This window comes from Psychromonas hadalis ATCC BAA-638 (assembly GCF_000420245.1).
In the GTDB taxonomy this organism is placed as follows: Bacteria; Pseudomonadota; Gammaproteobacteria; order Enterobacterales; family Psychromonadaceae; genus Psychromonas; species Psychromonas hadalis.
On the sequence record NZ_ATUO01000081.1, the window covers coordinates 1 to 17,810 of the forward strand.

At 39.1% G+C, this 17,810-nt stretch carries 12 protein-coding genes; 5 read left to right on the forward strand and 7 right to left on the reverse strand.

Translation table 11 applies throughout. The features are described 5' to 3' along the window. The first annotated feature begins 161 nt into the window (after positions 1-161). On the forward strand, positions 162-1,250 hold the full coding sequence (locus G322_RS0111100) for a mechanosensitive ion channel family protein (RefSeq protein ID WP_022941851.1): 1,089 nt from the start codon (positions 162-164) through the stop codon (positions 1,248-1,250). Here G322_RS0111100 and barA read toward each other — a convergent pair. Beyond that, complete coding sequence (gene barA / locus G322_RS0111105) at positions 1,242-4,016, reverse strand: two-component sensor histidine kinase BarA (RefSeq protein ID WP_022941852.1); 2,775 nt, start codon at positions 4,014-4,016, stop codon at positions 1,242-1,244. The genes G322_RS0111100 and barA overlap by 9 nt on opposite strands. 128 nt (positions 4,017-4,144) lie before the next feature. Here barA and rlmD point away from each other — a divergent pair, with 128 nt between their 5' ends. Together rlmD and relA are read left to right on the forward strand one after the other, a co-directional pair. After that, positions 4,145-5,479, forward strand: a complete 1,335-nt coding sequence (gene rlmD, locus G322_RS0111110; protein ID WP_022941853.1) for a 23S rRNA (uracil(1939)-C(5))-methyltransferase RlmD — start codon at positions 4,145-4,147, stop codon at positions 5,477-5,479. 135 nt (positions 5,480-5,614) lie between these two features. Further along, a complete protein-coding gene (gene relA, locus G322_RS0111115) occupies positions 5,615-7,828 on the forward strand; it encodes a GTP diphosphokinase (RefSeq protein WP_022941854.1) in 2,214 nt (737 codons plus the stop codon). 228 nt (positions 7,829-8,056) lie between these two features. Here the strand turns inward: relA and G322_RS0111120 are convergent, their stop codons facing one another. The 6 genes from G322_RS0111120 to G322_RS0111145 all read right to left on the reverse strand — a co-directional run bounded on the left by G322_RS0111120 (position 8,057) and on the right by G322_RS0111145 (position 14,331). Further along, positions 8,057-8,620 (reverse strand): SPOR domain-containing protein, encoded by a 564-nt coding sequence (locus G322_RS0111120; RefSeq protein ID WP_169337481.1) that lies wholly within the window; start codon positions 8,618-8,620, stop codon positions 8,057-8,059. A gap of 52 nt (positions 8,621-8,672) precedes the next feature. Then, entirely contained in the window at positions 8,673-11,651 is a 2,979-nt protein-coding gene (locus tag G322_RS20570; RefSeq protein WP_022941856.1) for an SdrD B-like domain-containing protein, read from the reverse strand. A gap of 7 nt (positions 11,652-11,658) precedes the next feature. Then, positions 11,659-12,309 carry a fimbrial biogenesis chaperone gene (locus tag G322_RS20575; protein WP_022941857.1) on the reverse strand — a complete coding sequence of 217 codons (651 nt, stop codon included), beginning with the start codon at positions 12,307-12,309 and terminating at the stop codon, positions 11,659-11,661. A gap of 200 nt (positions 12,310-12,509) precedes the next feature. After that, positions 12,510-12,992 carry a DUF4402 domain-containing protein gene (locus G322_RS0111135; protein WP_022941859.1) on the reverse strand — a complete coding sequence of 161 codons (483 nt, stop codon included), beginning with the start codon at positions 12,990-12,992 and terminating at the stop codon, positions 12,510-12,512. Positions 12,993-12,994: 2 nt separating this feature from the next. Beyond that, positions 12,995-13,609, reverse strand: a complete 615-nt coding sequence (locus tag G322_RS0111140) for a DUF4402 domain-containing protein (protein WP_022941860.1) — start codon at positions 13,607-13,609, stop codon at positions 12,995-12,997. A gap of 107 nt (positions 13,610-13,716) precedes the next feature. Beyond that, on the reverse strand, positions 13,717-14,331 hold the full coding sequence (locus G322_RS0111145) for a hypothetical protein (protein WP_022941861.1): 615 nt from the start codon (positions 14,329-14,331) through the stop codon (positions 13,717-13,719). Between the two features lie 212 nt (positions 14,332-14,543). Here G322_RS0111145 and G322_RS0111150 point away from each other — a divergent pair, with 212 nt between their 5' ends. Then, complete coding sequence (locus G322_RS0111150) at positions 14,544-16,004, forward strand: hypothetical protein (protein ID WP_022941862.1); 1,461 nt, start codon at positions 14,544-14,546, stop codon at positions 16,002-16,004. Then, positions 16,001-17,599 carry a GGDEF domain-containing protein gene (locus tag G322_RS0111155; protein ID WP_084683727.1) on the forward strand — a complete coding sequence of 533 codons (1,599 nt, stop codon included), beginning with the start codon at positions 16,001-16,003 and terminating at the stop codon, positions 17,597-17,599. The genes G322_RS0111150 and G322_RS0111155 overlap by 4 nt, the downstream gene beginning before the upstream one ends. The last annotated feature ends 211 nt before the right edge of the window (positions 17,600-17,810 follow it).

The following is a 17,810-nucleotide window of genomic DNA, read 5'->3' on the forward strand; positions in this document are numbered from 1 at the left end:
CGTAAATGGTTGTTCCCTTTACGAAAATTACAACGCGGAAGTGAGTTGTTTTAACCAGTAAAATAGATCAGCTATTTACTGTTATTGGTATAACCAGTCATTTCAGGGTTTTTGAAAAAATTTAGCGCAAGTTATTGTGTAACGATTCCTTAGGAATAACAATGATTGAGCAAGTTGAATTATATTTACAACAATTATTAATCGCGTTGAATATCGGCAACTGGGTAGCAAATTTTGCACTGGTGCTGTTTATAACATTGTTACTGCAACTGATGTGGCGTGCTTTTACTAAAAAAACACAAAAGATAATAGAGCGCACCACAAATCAGTGGGATGACATCGCATGGTTTGCCGTCTGGCGACCGATGAATTGGTTAATTGCATTGATGGGTGGGTCAATGGCGCTACGTGTGGTGGCGGAAAGTGAAGATTTACTGATCTCGAACTACCTGCCATTAGTGCAAAAAATATCAATCTTATTGTTAGTGGGTTGGGCGTTTTGGCGACTGGTTAATAAGGCAGAAAGCACGTTTGTGGATCATGACGATAAAGATACCACGACGGTCACTGCGATGGCTAAACTGGCGAAATTATCAGTAACGACCATTATTATTTTATCGGTCATTCAAACGCTAGGAGTCAGTATTTCGGGGGTTTTAGCGTTTGGTGGGATGGGCGGGTTGGTGGTAGGCATGGCCTCTAAAGACTTACTTTCTAACCTGTTTGGGGCACTGATGGTGTATATGGACAAACCTTTCAAAGTGGGGGATTGGATCCGCAGTCCTGATAAATCAATCGAAGGTACGGTGGAAGACATTGGTTGGCGCATTACGCGTATTCGTACCTTTGATAAGCGCCCATTATATGTACCTAATAGTCTGTTCACCCAAATTATTGTAGAGAATCCATCACGCATGAGCAATCGCCGTATTAAAGAGACATTTGGTTTACGTTACAGCGATATCAGTCAGGTTGAGAAAATTATTAACGAGGTGCGTGAGATGCTACAGAATCATGCGGAGATTGATAATAAGCAGACTTTGATTGTCAATTTTGATCTGTTTAACAACTCTTCATTAGATTTTTTTATCTACACCTTTACCAAAACAACAAACTGGGTCGCATTCCATGAAATTAAACAGGATGTGTTGTTAAAAGTTGCCCATATTGTTGAGCAGAATAATGCCGAGTTTGCTTTCCCAACCAGACAGCTACATATCAGCACTGAGGAAAAGGTGGCGTTAAGCTAAATACTGTTGCGCATCACGTTGTACATTATCAAGTTCATCTAATAACTCTAATAGCTCTGGCTCTAAAAGGTCAGGGCTCATTCCTTGTTTAAGCTCCTGCTCAATTAACCCTGCTATCTTCTTCAATTTAGGCACGCCACTGTAACTACAGCCACCATGAAACTTGTGGATGATCTGTGCAAAATGTACATTGTCTATCTCACTATTTATTGCTTTATCGGCACTGGCTTTTATCTCATCAAACTCATTGATTAACATAGTAAGCATCTCTTTGGCGAGATCTTCTTTACCTGCTGATTGTTTCAGTGCAAGTTGCCAATCAAAGGAGAGCGTTGTAGTCGTTAAGCTGGTTGTTTGTGGTGTTGTTGTGCTGGAGAGCGCTAATATTTTTGCATCAGGTGTCCAACGATTGATAATTTGTTGCAGTGCAAGTTCATCAATTGGTTTTGCTAAACAGTCATCCATCCCCTGTTGCAAGAACTGCTCTTTTTCACCGGGTAATACATGGGCTGTTACCGCAATGATAGGTGTTTCATTGTTTGTTTTTCCATCTTTTATTTTTAAACAAGCGCTGATGCCATCTAAAATCGGCATCTGAATATCCATAAAGATCAGATCAAATTTTTGCAATTGCGAATGATCAACGGCTAATTGACCATTTACACAGGTTGTTACATGGTTAACTCTGTCTTTTAGCATCGCTTCCATCAATTTAAGGTTAGCGGGGTTATCATCTACGGCCATTACATTGATATCTTTACGTAATAACACCGGCAGATTTTTAGGTTGTATTAACTGTTGGTTTAACTGCTTGTCGGTGACTAATGCGTTAGCGAGATGTTTATGGTTAATCGGTTTACTCAGGCAGTGGTTAATGCCCATGGTTTGAATCACTTCAAAAATACTGGGATCACTTGAATTAATAAGCACCACAATATTGTTGGTAAAGTTTTTTGCTTTTTCAATATGAGCGAGCAGTGGTTGCAGATTATCACATTGGCTATGGCCAATGACGATGGTGTCATATTGTTTATCGAGGCTACGTTGTAGCTGTAATTCTGTTTCTGTCAGCGTAAGTGTTGTTTGCCACTGGTTAAGCAGTTGTGAGCAAGCACGCGCTGCATATTCGTTACTTTCGTAGACTAAAACTGATTGTCCTTTAAGGTGCCCAATAGGCAATTTCTCTAATGGGCTGTGGCTATTTTTTTCTATTTGAATAGTGAACCAGAACGTTGACCCTTGATCCGGAGCAGAAACAAGATCAATCCCACCGTGCATTTCAGAGACCAGCTTTTGGGTGATCACAAGGCCTAATCCCGTACCTCCATATTGGCGGGTGACACTGCTGTCTGCTTGGCCAAAGGCTTCAAACAGCTGCGCTTGTTGTTTTTCGCTGATACCAATACCCGTATCGGAGATCATTATCTTGAGGGTGACATTATTATTGATATCATCTTCTTGGTTAATACGTTGGATCTGTACCTCAATATTTCCTTTTTGAGTAAACTTAATCGCATTACCAATAAGGTTGGTCAAAATCTGTTGTAATCGCATTGCATCACCAAGCACATCATGTGGTACTTCAGCGCCCACCATCATACTCAGTTCCAATTTTTTCTCATGAGCACTTGGCGCAAGTAGATGCATCGTTTCATCGATACATTCACGTAGATCAAAGGGGATATGTTCAAGGGTTAATTTACCTGCTTCTAGTTTAGAGAAGTCTAAAATATCATTGATGATATTAAGTAAGTTACCTGCTGAACGCTCAATCGTTTGCAGATAATCCACTTGCGTGATGGTCATCTGTGTTTTTAACAGTTGTCTTGCAAAACCAATGACTCCATTAAGGGGGGTACGTAGTTCATGACTCATATTGGCAAGGAACTCTGATTTCACTGAGGCCGCTTGCTGTGCCTCTTTTCGAGTGATATCCAGTTCAATATTCTGCACTTCCATCAAGTCCAGCGTTTCGCGTAGTTCACTGGTGGCTTGGTCGATATTTTCCTGCATCTCCTCATGGTGCTTAGACATCGCAAGACCCATCTGGTTGATTCCCTCTTGCAGAGATTCAATTTCACCGGAATAATTACCTTCTACGCGCGAATTTAATCGCCCAAGACTGATTTTTTCAACCACAGAGGCCATCTCTGAGATAGGGGCGGTAATACGTTTTGCTTGTCGAAAGGCAAAAAATAGACTGCCTATAATACCAATTAACACCACAAGGATTGAGAACGCAGCATCACGAAACAGTAACAGGTCTACTTGGGTTCTATTGATTTCAAGTGAGACATAACCAATCACCTTGCGTGGTTGATCAAAAGTGAGCTGATACTCTAGAAAGTTAGATTCATCAATAATAGGGCTATGCACAACAATGCTCTTCGCATGGTGTATTACCTGTGTTATCTCAGGAATACTTTGCCCTTCCTCAATTTTTAAAATCTGGAAATTACGATGATAGTTACTGGTCACAAAGAGTTTATTTTGTGCATCAAAAATAGCGATGCTTTTAATCATGCCACTATTTTTAAGTTGAGTTGAGCCAATAATACGCCTCAAAATAGTGCGCGTATCATCCTGTATGCCATATTCACTGGCAATGGCCAGTGGCTCAGTGATATTGATAGCACGGTTGATCAGAAAGTCATTGGCCTGCATATACCGATTGAAGGTAAAATAACCCGCCAGTAAACCACCAATTAAAATGGTCGGTAAAATGGTGTAGGTGATGACTTGTGCGCGCAGTCCATATTTTGTCATAGGCAATTTTTCTAATTTTTAGTCGATGAAATGAATGCGTTAATTTACTTTGCTGAATTTACATTTTTCAGTATCATAAGTATCAGTAAAGCTATGATGGCATAGCTTCTCTCACCTGTGAATAACTTATGGCTCAGTTCTTTAAAGCATCACCTAAAAATAGTATAAAAAATCGTATTTTGAAAAATGTATTGGTGGAAAAGCTAGATCACCAAGGGCGAGGCATTGCCTTTTTTCAAAATAAACCTCTTTTTATAGAGGGAGCATTAAACGGTGAGTCGTTTGATGTACAGGTAACAGAGAGTAAAAAACGTTATAGCAAAGCGTTAATAGTAAACATTATTCAAGCGAGTGAATTTCGCATCCCACCAAGTTGCCCGCATTATGAGCAGTGTGGAGGTTGCCATTTACAACATACAACACAAGACAAGCAGATTAATATTAAATCAGTGGGGCTGATGGATCTTTTTGCTCGCTTTGCTAAGCAAACACCCCTAAAGCTTGAGCCTGTGATTAAAGATGAACAGTGGGGTTATCGTCGTAGCGCCCGTTTTGGCGTGCAGTTTGATAGAAAATCAAAAAAAGTGCAGATGGGGTTTCGTCGTGCTTTAACAAATGATTTGATTGACCAAAAAGTTTGTCCGGTATTAAAAACACCACTGTCCGCGCTAATTGTCCCTGTTAAAGCATTGCTTAATAGTCTAAAAATCAAAGCTGATTTAGGCCATATTGAAATGATTTGGTCAGACCAAGGTGTGGTTATTTTATTGCGTCATCTGAAAGTGTTACCCAGTGCTGATTTACAATTAATCAGTGCATTTTCAAAGCAATATCAAGTCAATTTTTTTAGCCAGCCCTCTAAAAATGAGCTTATCTGTTTAGCGGGAAAAAATGAACTCAGTTACCAGCTACCTGATTGGCAATGCACACTTAATTTTAATGCCACCGATTTCTTACAGGTAAATGAAGCCGTTAATCAAAAAATGGTGCAACAAGCATTAAACTGGTTGGCGTTAGAAAAACAAGATAAGGTATTAGATCTCTTCTGTGGTTTAGGTAACTTTACCCTACCGATAGCTAAACAGGTTAAAACGGTTGTTGGTGTTGAGGGTATTCAAAAGATGGTTGATCGCGCCTCAAAAAATGCGCTATTAAATGAGATAACGAATGCGCAGTTTTATCAAGCAGATTTAAGTGCAGAAGACTTGATAAAACAGCCGTGGGCAAGCAGCGACTTTAATAAGGTGTTACTGGATCCCGCACGAGCGGGTGCGCTTGAGTCTATTGCGTTTATTATCTCCTTAAAACCCTCGCATATTGTTTATGTTTCTTGTGATCCCGTGACGCTTGCGCGTGATAGCCAACTATTATTGGCAAAAGGTTATAAACTCGCTAAGTTAGGTTTATTAGATATGTTCCCACAAACAGGGCATATGGAGTCGATGGCACTGTTTACAAAATAAGTTTGCTTTCTTAAACACCCCAAAGGCAGGACTGAAGTCCCACTTCCAAGTGATATATTGGTTGGTTTGGAAGCGGGACTTTAGTCCTGCACTGTTTAAATTCGTTTCGTTTGGTAAATATTTTGGAGTTTTTTAATGGTTTCAGTTCGTGATACACATTTTTTTCAGACGGCACAAAAAGATCCTAAAAAGTGGGTGACGACACTTGGGTTAAATCATAACGATCAAAAAAACTTGTTAGAAAATTACCAAAAAGTGATCACCCTTTGTGTGCAACCCGATCAGCTACCCTTATTAGAGTTAGGCACAGAGATGGTGGAGATCCTTGTTACCCTTAACATGGATATGGATACCCTGAATGCCGCACTTATCTTTCCGCTGTTAGACCATCAAATATTGACTCAAGATCAAGTAAACGAGATGTGGCCTAAACGTATTGCAAAGCTGGTAAAAGGGGCGATGGATATGGAAGGGATCCGCGCATTGCAAAATCAAGGCTCTACTAAAATAGCAGCTTCTCAAGTTGATAACTTGCGTCATATGTTGCTGGCAATGGTAGAAGATGTGCGTGCGGTGGTTATTAAATTGGCCGAACGTATCTGTTATCTGCGCCAAGTTAAAGGCGCTGATGAAGAGACAAAAGTATTAGTGGCACGGGAAATTTCCTCTATTTATGCTCCGCTTGCAAATCGTCTAGGCATTGGTCAGTTAAAATGGGAGTTAGAAGATCTCTCGTTCCGTTATCTACAACCAGAAATCTATAAAAAACTCGCTAAACAACTGGCTGAAAAACGCATTGATCGTGAAAACTATATTCAAGATTTTGTCAATAAAGTACAAAGCTCGTTAGATGAGATGAATGTCAAAGGTAGCGCTTATGGGCGACCGAAGCATATCTACAGTATCTATTTAAAGATGCAGAAAAAAGAGCTTCAATTTGAACAGCTTTATGATGTACGCGCCGTGCGTGTGGTGGTTGATAAATTACAAGATTGCTACGCAGCACTGGGTGCTATTCATACGTTATGGCACCATATTCCCAGTGAGTTTGATGATTACATCGCTAACCCCAAAGCCAATGGTTATCAATCTATCCATACCATTGTTTTAGGTGATGAGGGTAAAGCGATAGAAGTACAAATTCGTACCCAGCAGATGCACGATGATGCAGAGCTTGGTGTGGCCGCTCATTGGAAGTATAAAGAGGGCAGTGCAGGTGGGAAATCAGCGGCAGGTTACGAAGAAAAGATCGCATGGTTGCGTAAACTGCTTGCTTGGCAGGAAGATTTAACGGACAGTGAAAGCTTAGTTGATGAAGTGCGTAGCCAAGTCTTTGATGACAGAGTTTATGTGTTTACACCCAAAGGTGAAGTGATTGACTTACCTGCAGGCTCAACACCGCTTGATTTTGCGTATTATATTCATAGCCAAGTAGGGCATCGCTGTATTGGCGCAAAAATAGCTAACCATATTGTGCCTTTTACCTATCAGCTAAAAACGGGTGATCAAGTTGAAATTCTCACCCAAAAAGAGCCCAATCCAAGTCGTGATTGGTTAAATCCTGCCCTTGGTTATATCAATGCACCTCGGGCGCGTCATAAGGTCGCGACTTGGTTTAGAAAGCAAGATAGAGATAAAAACATTCATGCAGGGCGAGAGTTACTGGAAGTTGAGCTACACAAAATAAAGTTAAAACTCAGTGATGTGTCCCCAGCAGTTGAGCGTTTTAATGTCGGTTGTGATGATGATATTTTTGCAGGTATTGGTAACGGTGACTTGCGTCTTAACCAGCTTGTGCATTTTTTAGATGCTTTTCACCATCAGAAAACGTTAGAGCAACAAGATATAGCAGCCCTTGAAGCATTAGAAAAACGTAAGCGCAGCTTTACCCCCAAACCAACGGGCAGTAATATTATTATGGATGGTGTTGGTAACTTACTACATAGCGTTGCACGCTGTTGTCAGCCGATTCCAGGTGAGCCTATTGCGGGTTATATTACCCAAGGACGAGGTATTTCGGTGCATCGTAAAAAGTGTGAACAGTTAGCAGATCTACGTGATGCACATCCAGAACGTATTATTGAAGCGAGTTGGGGAGATTCTCATTCATCGGGTTATTCAATGACACTACGCCTTGAAGCACTAGATCGTAGTGGTTTATTAAAAGATATCACCACATTACTTTCTAATGAAAAAGTGAATGTATTAGGGGTAAACAGTATGTCTAATATTAAAAACCAATCAGCGACGATTGACTTGAGCTTAGAGGTTTATAATAGCGAGGATATTAGTAAGTTGGTCACTAAATTACAGCAGTTGAAAGATGTGTCAGGGGTAAGGCGTTTGTAGAACATCCGTCTTATTTATTTGGACGTGCAGCTTTAGCTGCGCCTTTAGTTAGGCCTTGGTAAACAGGCCTAACTAAAGTAATTAACCACGAAGAAAAAGGAAGAACACAATAACCAGTTTCGGTTTTACTTGGTGTTCTCTGTGCCGCGTAGCGACTTCGTGGTTATATTTTTAACACGTCCAGTGGTATTTTTTCTGTAATACTGCTCATTCCATTAGGCGTTAATATTATAGTTTTTTACCTGTATTATTAACCACAATGCAGTTTGCTTGCTGGGTGATTAATGCTTTGCAGGTTGTTAGCGCGTCAGATTTTTGGTTAAACTCACCCACTTTTAAACGATAATACTGCTTCCCTTGCACTTTAATCTGCTGATAACGCGCCGCTAAGCCATTTAAAATTTCAGGGTATAATTGTTGTTGTTCATCCCAATTTTTTTTCAAATTATCGAGGCTATTTAAAGAAGCGAGTTGTAACATATAGAAAGGGCGTGCTTCACGTATTTTACGTTTTTCTTCGCGGGCTTTCATCTTGCTCTCTTTGGTTAAATCTCGAAGTTGTTGAATGAGTGTATTTAACTCATCTTCAATTACCACTAAACGCGCTATGTTGGGTTGCATCTCTTGCCAAATAGCGAACTGATTTTTAAACTCAAGTTGTTGTTCCTTGAGTATCTCAATTTCAGCTTGTTGATTGGTTATTTTTTCCATTTCAGCAGACGGCTCAGAGTTACTTACGCAACCTGTGAGTGTTAATAAAGTAGATAAAACAATGGTAAACGTGAGTTTCATTTTCATCATAATCCTTTATGTAGTTTTGTAATTGAATTGTTTAAATTTTATTCTAGTCTGATGTGATATCAAATTCAAAGTTATTTACTTCACAGTTTATTTTTTTTAGATCTAAATACAAACATGCTTCTACAGCTTGTTGTTTCTGTTTAAAGAAAGCACCATGTAGATCATAGAGGTGCGTTTGCTTGTTTTGCATATAAAAAACCTGCTGATTAAGTGCATTACTGTAGCTATTTTTGAGCAGTTGCCAGTAAGTTTTAAGCATCGACAAAGAGTGAAAACTACCTAACGTTGCGCTATAACCTTTAATAAACTCAAGCTCAATGAGTGTAAAATCAGCCCCGTTGATCACATTTCCTTGTAAACTAACTGTTATATTTTCGGCTTGTTTTAGTTTTTTCTTTTTACTATAAGCGATCTCTAGCGAAGCGTTATATTCACCGGGTAATAACTCGGTAAAAAGGTAATAACCATCAAATTCGGTTTCAGTGGTTTTGATCAGCTCTCCTGCTTGGTTATGTAATAATACTTTTATATAGGGAATCGTTTTTAGTTCACCTGCTTTATTTTTTAAATAGACAGTGCCTTCAAGTTCACTGGCGGTAACCAGTGAAAACTCTAAAACATTGATATAGCCCTTACGCGCGGTGATTGAAAATCCTTCGTTGCTAGGGATTAAAAAGGGATCTTCTATGCTCTCTTTATCTAAAATAATATCAGAGGCTTTTGAGCCTGATTGACCATATAAAGTCGCAATACCATATTGATCTGTTTCTGCTCGTTGGCGACTTTGAACTCCCTTTATTTTCACGCCTTCAAGCAAAGGCTCTCCTTCATCAAATTGTTGATTCAGGTTTTTATCTTCATAAACACGTACCATTAACGCGCCATTATTAGCGATAGAGCGTTGTGATATAAGATAACTTTCTGTCATCGGATCATATCCAAAACTAAAGCGGGTAAAAATACCTGCACTCCAAAGTCCTGAATCATCGTATGAAAGGGTGCTATTGATGCTGAATTTATCTGATAACCAATTTAAGCCCAGTTGGGTGCGATAGTGTTGGTTAAGTGGATAATAATCAACACTCAATTCTGATTGTAAATACTCAGTGAAGGGATAGGACAGTTCGCCACGCACTTGTGTTAATTTAGATTCTGGTTGTAGCTCATAACTGCCTTGTAAACGGGTGTAAACAGAGCCAAAGCTGCGTTGTAAACGCAAGAAACCTTTTATATTTTGGGTTGCTTGCTCTGTATCGTAGTCAAACAGTGATATTTTATGCGTTACAGAGGCAAGAGGGGTATAAAAAGCGATTTGATTGCTAAATTCATCGGTTTGGTTTGCTTGATTATATTGTGTTTGTCGCCAGTAATTTTGGTAGTTAATCGGTAAAAATGAATTTTTTAGTATATTGCCCACCATACTAAACGTCATCTCTTGACGGGTATTGATCTCATCGGGAATTTGCCATTTAAAGTGGTCTTGCCACTCATAGGTAAAATTAAAGGCATGTTGTGCGATTTGCGTTCGTGCCGTGTAACTGCTTTTTTGGTGCTTGCCGTCATCTTGTTGAAAGTCTGCACTGAGTAGTAGTTGCTTTAAAATGGTTAAGTTTGACCCGACGGAGTACGTATAAGTATCTTCTCCAAGCGTTGCGCTTAATGCTTCAACACCCCCATTGAGAGATAGCCAATCAGTAATACCTTGGTCGTATGTGAGTGTTGACAACCACCCCGGTTGATTTCGCTTGGTGACACTGGAAATGCCAAAAAGAGTCTCTTCTACTTCTACGGTCGAAAAGGCGTATTCACTTTGTTTGGCTTTTAATGCATTACCATCAATATAATATTGGTAATTTTCGCTGCGAACTTGCCCTTGAGGGCCATAAAAAATCAATTCAAACTGGTTATCACCAAACAGAAGATCTACATCTTTAAAGTCATAACGCCCATTAGAAACAGTTAACTGCTTATCAATTAATAACCCATTACGATAAAGCTCAATATCCCAACCGGGTTGAATATTGCCACTAAATGTTGTGCTGCGGTTGTTGTCGATATTATTCAGTTTTTTATTGCTGATTAAAAAACCGCGACCAATACCACCAGTATCCCCAATGGCTGTTTTAACTGGGGTAATATCACCAAACTGGTACTCTGTCGCGCCTAATAATCCTAAGAGTTCCCCATTGGCATCCTCTTTAGACAGTGTTAAACGCAGATCGCTTAAGCTATCACTTTTATTACCACTGACAAATAACTGACTATTAAGATAAGCCAAGTCATGGCTTGCCAGTACAGAGTAGCTGCCATAGTGGCCATTTTTGTTGGTTGATGCGTTTAATTGAACATCGATCAGTGGGGTTGATAACATTTGATAGCTTGAAGGTTTCCAAGGTAGGGTCGCTTTGCTGTTACTATTTTTATAGGTTGCCTGTTTTTCTCTGGCAATTTTTTGCTCTATCGGTAATCGCTCATCACTTTTTACCTCAACCTTTAAGTCGTTAAAATTAAAGATAAAATCAAGCCCAAACCAGTGGTTAAGAATATCAGCATCAATATAGATATCGTCATATTCAATACGGTATTGTGCTTTAGTGAGGGAGGCTACCTTGCCATTAACCAGAATATTATTAGTATCATTCCAATCCAGCGAAAAGGGTTTATCTTCACTGATAAACCAACCCGTTGCACTTTTTGATTCAAGATCAACATTAATAGCAAAATCAAGTAGTTGAAATAGACTGTCTAAGCCAATCTGTGCATTGTTAGCATTTTTATACGCATACAGATCAGAGAGGTAATACTGCTTTACATATAAAGAGAGTAATAATTCCTCTCCGCTTGCGATGCCTGTTATCTCTTGCTCTATATCATGAGGTCTATCACTCTTTGCTGTTTTTGTTGTAATGCGCTCTAGCGTTGCCTGCAATGCGGGATTATCAAGTAGCGTTTGCAGGCTCAGCTTATCGAGTGCATAAGCAGGCACGGTGATTAAAAGTAAAAGAAACACACGGTAGTGCACGGTTTATCTACTCACTTTTTAAAAGCTGTTGAGTGGTTATTTGATGTGCTTTTTCACTGATCGTAATATCTTGATAGGGTTTTAAACCTTGGTAAGTGATCCGTAATTTTCCCGTTGTAAAAGGGGCGTTAGTCCACGTTATGCGTGTAAAACTTTTATTAAGTTCAGGATAAATCGTGTAGTTATTAAGTGTGGCGATATGAGATTCTTGATCGCTATCGGTTGGGGTAAAATAGACTTTTATATTACCCTTTGCTGAAAATAGACCATGACGAATAAATGACAGATTGATGTAAGTTTTTTGATGCTCTTTATCAAAGCTAAGATTGATTTTATTAATCTCAGCCTGTGGAGGTGTGCTATTGCCTTGTCGGACAGTCACGGGCAGTGTGTAACTCAGTAATAACTTTAAATGAATAGAGCTATTATCTTCGCTATTTTTATTTTTAGGCGGCAATGCAGTGAGCATCAGATGAGACCGATATTCTCCATCCGCTAATCCTTTAGGGCGACGCAGTGCTAATTTGATGACTTGACGCTCTCCCGCTCTTAATGTGACCTGTCTTGGGCTATAGCGGATCATATCGCTGGCCGTATTAAATGACTTTGCTTGTGTTTCATTAAGCGTTTTATAACCCCCTTGTGGTAAAGCTTGCATCTGTCTCCAGCCGATTCGGTAGCTTCGAGTCACTTCTCCTGTATTGATGATAACTATCTTTTCGCTACGCAGCCTATCAGTAAAAGTAAGGTAGGTAGGGGAGACAAGCAGGCTAGCTTGACAAGGTATGACCACAAAAAAAAGGGTAAAAAAAATGGATTTAATAAAACAATGAATATATTTGAACATAAAAAACCTATTTAATAGTGAATATCAATTGCAATTTGTGCTTGGTAATTTGCTTTTTTATCAAGGTTTTTAGGCTGCCCTGTACTTTGTAGCGTACCACCAACAATGATAGTAGCAAAACCTGTGCCATCAGTGGTGACAGTTTGTTTAGTGATGATTTTTATTAGTTTAAGGCTATTGTTTATATCCATTGCCGGTTTGATGATTGTTGCGTTGATCATCAGCATGGTATTTGCAGGGTAGCCAATAAGGCTGAATTTTGCCACGTGACCAGGTTGCAGAATATAGATCCCTTTACTGTGTTGTAATTGTCCATCTGTATTGACGGTTAACTGTTTAATATGGGGGGATTTTGCAATGGCGATGATACCAAATGAGAGAGGTTGCTCGGTGATAAGTTGTTCGTTTGCATAAGAGAAGGGAGAAAAAGCAAAAAAAAGAGCGATAAACTTCCCGATGTATTGAAGGGAAAGTTTATCGGTAGGTTTAAGCATTGTTAGTAGTTAACAGTGATATCAAATATACCTGTATAGATATCATCAGTATATGTGCCTACATTTTTTGCGTCAACCCTAAGATCAGTAGAGAGTGTTGCACCAACACTAAAGTTAACCTTTCCATCAACATCAGATTTTAAATTTGGGGAGCCATCGGTATAAGCACTGCCTGCATTTGGGCCGCTGGTGATAAATGCACTCCAGCCATCAACAGAGAAATTTGTGGCTGGTGTAGGAGCTTCTAATGTAATGGCTGAGCCTGGAAGGTCAAGTGTTAATGACGTGTCAGGAGCAACCCCTGAAATTTCAAAAGTAGCAGGACTTCCAGGGGTCACAATATTAATGAAAGAGGCTGTACCCGGAGAGGTTATTGCCGTGGCAGTGGCATCGGCAGGTAAGATAAGTGTTGCAACATCAGCAGCCCCTGCTGTGGATGCTTTGGCTGCCACAGTACCAAAATTTAAATTGGTTATTTTATCTAATGTGATTGTGTTTGCCACGGTAACCGTTGCAGGAATTGCAGTTTCTGTTTGGGCAATCGCTTGTGTCACTCCAAAAGAGAGAATGATTGCAGTCACTAACCTGCTTCTATTTAAAGTTACTTTGTTTATCATGAAATACTCCATTTGAATTTAGATTTGTCATCTAAACTGTTATCGGCAATATTGACCATTACTTGAGTTTTTATTGGTGGAGGTGAGAGCTGTATCACAGTTCGCATTCATCTGTCATAACTCACCACAGTACAAAAATCTTGTTGTTGTTTTACTTTATTACACGCTTTTAACGCCACCTCTGCATTCGTATAAGGCGCCGCAATTAAACGTCGATATTGTGTACCTGAGATGTCAATGATTTGCATCATCGCTTTTTTGTCTTTTAAAAACGTTGGGTATTTTTTTTGATAAATATGCCAACCCTTTATCAGGCTATTCTGCTTTTTATAAGAAGCGAGATGTATTGCAAATATGGTTGATGAGTGAGCATAAACTACCTCCTTCTTCTTTGCAGGAGGTGGTGCTGTAAATAAAGCATCTTGATTTAACTGTTTATCACTGGGTTCATTTTCTAAGCTAGATTGTTTCTCTAGCTCTGCAATCAAAAAGTTGAGATCTTTTTCTGACTGCGTTAAACGTTCAATAATGGGTTTGACGGCTTGCCACTCTTGGATATGGTCATCTAACTGTTGCTTTAGTAATGCCTGTTCAGTAACTACTTTTTCATTTGTTAACACACAACCTGTCAAAAATAACGATAACAATAGCGCCGTTAACCACTTCAAATTTGAAGTGGAACGGTTATTTCTACTGTTTTTATGCTGGGGTTTATATAACAAAATCGTAAGACATCCTTGCTTGATTGATGATATAACAAACAAGCAAAATCTATGCCATCTGTCCAGTGTTTAATCGTTGTTATCTGCTTGCGTTAATCTGTGCTTACCTTCAAATATTAACCAATAAAAAATGGAATAATACCAATTTACTGTACAGATATGGTATTTTATTCACTATATAATTATGTTTTTTAGAACTATTTAAGGTTGCAATGGTCATTGAAAACGCGAGTCCTTTAACACTTGCTTTGAAAGATATTGAAGTACTAATTGTAGAAAACCCTCAGCAAGCAGAGCTCAAAATTTTGCGTGTTTTTACGCGTGCACAAACACTTAATGACCATCGTGCTCAGTTGGTCGCAACGATGCAACTTGCGCGTATTGCATGGCACCTTAATCAATATGAAAAAGGCATAAAATTATGCCAACGAGGCGAGAAACTCTTGTTACCTGAGTTTGAAAGCCAATACCTTTCTGAGCTGTATCATATCTATGCACAACAATATTGGGGGTTAGATCGCTTTCGTTCTGCACACAATTTTTGGAATTTAGCGATGGAAAAATCGCTGGTACATAATCAGCTCAACATACAAATTGAGTCGTTAATTGGCGTCGGTAATGTATGGCGAATTAATAAAGAGTTGAAGCTTTCCTATTCTGCACTCTCTTTAGCGATGACACTGGCTGAGCAGTATGATCTTAATGTGTTAGCGGGTAAAAGTGCTATCTTATTAAGTTGGGCGCTTTCTAGTTTAAAGCAGTATCCCCTCATGTTAGAAGTACTTAATAAAGCTGACATGTTCTTACAAGATCATCCCGATTTTGCATGGCAGGCTGAGATAAAAGATCTAAAAAGTATTGCCCTTGCTAATTTAGGACGTTTTGATGAATCTGAGCGGATTGCTCATGAAGCCAATAAAATTGCGGTTAAAACTCGTGCCCGTTGGATGGAAGTACATGCGCCAATCAGTTGTGCTGTCGTTGCAATTGCACATCAGAAATATGAGAACGCGCGTCATTATCTAGATAAGGCAGAGGTTGTTGCGCTGCAGTTTAATCTGCTTGAATTGTTGTCGGAGTTATATTGGTTGCGCTTTGAATTAGAAAATAAATTAAACAATGAGCAATCGATGCTTTTTTATTATAAGAAATATCGTCACTTTTCAGTGAAGCTGTTACGTAGCCGTAGTATTGCACTGGGCAAAGATAACTGCGAATTAAGTGTTGATATATTGAATTATAAAGCAGAATTATTAATTGGCCGTTTAGAGGCGGGCGCGTTTAATGCATCCGAGGGGGGATTTCCAGCTTTCAGGGAAGCATCAATCTGGTTATATGCGTGCCAGCGTGCCTTATCAGAAAAAAACAGAGCCGTTTTTATACTCGAACTTAATAGTGAAAAGGAGCTTATTGCTATTTTGCCGATTGTACATGCTTTATGTCAGCCCAATGAACTTATCACCCGTTTTAAGAGAAGTCGTCTGGCACTGTTATTCCAACTTGAAGAGGGGAAGCAAGCCCAGATGTTGGCCTCTTTAGAGGCGATATTAGCCGCTTATCCATGGTGGCGAATAGAAAAAGGTGACGCGTTGCCTAAGGTTAAGTCCTTTTCAATTAAAGCCTTTTTAGATAATACAGAAAGTTATCTTGATAAAATAGAGGGAGTTGAATGATGGATGATATGCCTCTACTGCAACAAGCGAGAAAAAAGTTTAAAAATAATCAAGCAGAAGATGCGCTGCTTTTATGCCGTAAATTTGTGGAAAAAATAGCGTACCGTAATCGTGAAAAGCTACATGGTGAGTTGCTTTTATCAGAAATTCAGATAGCACTAGGAAAAACAAAGGAGAGTTTAGCTTCACTGGAAAGAGGTGTTGCACTCTTTTCCATCAGCACGCTACCTGATGATAAATTGCAGGTATTATCAACCCTGAGTTATCGTAATAATGACCTTGGTTTGTACCAACAAGCTGCAAAAAATTGGCTTAAAGTGGGGGAATACAGTGCGGAAGTGGGCAGTGTTGATTTTTTTATTCAAGCACTGTTAGGTATTGGTTCGCTATTAGAGATAGTTGAAGAGCATGCGGCTGCGCTTAATTTCTTTAATCAGGCTGAACTACTCTGTACAAAGTCGAATTCAGATCTGACACTTACGCGTTTATACTTTCATATTGTCTCTTGCTACCTCTCACTAAAAAAATACAATAAAGCACAAAAGTACCTCACTTTTTGTCGTGAAAATGATGCTTTGTCGATGGTCTTTGAATTTGAAGCTTCCATGTTTCTCTATCAGGCAAAAATATATCGCAAGCAGGGGCAGGTAAAAAAGGCGTTAAATGAGATTTACCGAGGGCTTGAAGTTGCAAAGAAAGGGTTAGAAGCATGGACGCACTCTATGCTTAAACTAGAGCTTGGTAACTGCTTAATTGCAGATAAACAAGCATCAAAAGCGGTTGAATTACTCATTGGTGCAAACCTTAATATCAGAGGGCTAGGGCTTGATTTCATCGAGCAGAAATTTAATGAGACGCTGAGTAATGCGTATGCTCAATTAGGTAAATTTACCGAGGCATTGGTATGTGAAAAAGTAGCGCATTCGATCGTGTTGAATTTAATTGTTAAAATTCCAGTGGGTAAGTTGGAGTGTGATTATTTTTCTAGTTTAAGTAAGCAACAACGATTATTGCTGATTCAGCATACTAAAATAGAAAATAAAGTGTTAAAAGATCAAGCAGAAGATCACCACGAAATTGTAGAGCGATTGCAACACGATGTTTTTACCGATCCTTTAACGGAAGTTTATAATCGTCGCTGGTTAGATGATGAACTTAATAGTAAAACGGAAGATTATGCACTGTTAATGATAGATGCTGATCACTTTAAAACGGTCAATGATGATTTCTCGCATCAAATTGGCGATCATGTTTTAAAGCGTTTAGCGACTATACTATCGTCCGAAATTCGACCTGTTGATAGCGTGACTCGTTTTGGTGGTGAGGAGTTTGTTATTATTCTTTGTGAAACTAACTATCAGCAAGTACAGGCGCTAGCTGAGCGTATTCGTAGTGCCGTAGAGATTGCTTATTGGTCTGACTTATTACCCGGTAGGCCTTTAACAATCAGCCTCGGTGGCGCAATAAAGTGCAGTGGCGAACTTGGGACGCTTGGCGAGCTTGGAGAGCAACTATTAAAACGTGCTGATAGTGCATTATATGAAGCTAAAAGACAGGGGCGTAATTGTTTTGTTTTGCAAAAGTGTAACGAGTAAAATCGTTACACTTTTTGTGTTTAGCAATCGTTACACAATAACTTGTGCTAAATTTTTTTCAAAAATCCCTAAGGAATCGTTACAAAATAAGTTGCGATAAATTATTTCCAAAAAGCCTTAAATGACTAGCTATTTTAAAAATAAAATCGAAACTAATGTTGAAGCCAATCCTAAATGACTGGTTATTTTGAAAACAAAAGCGCAAGTAATT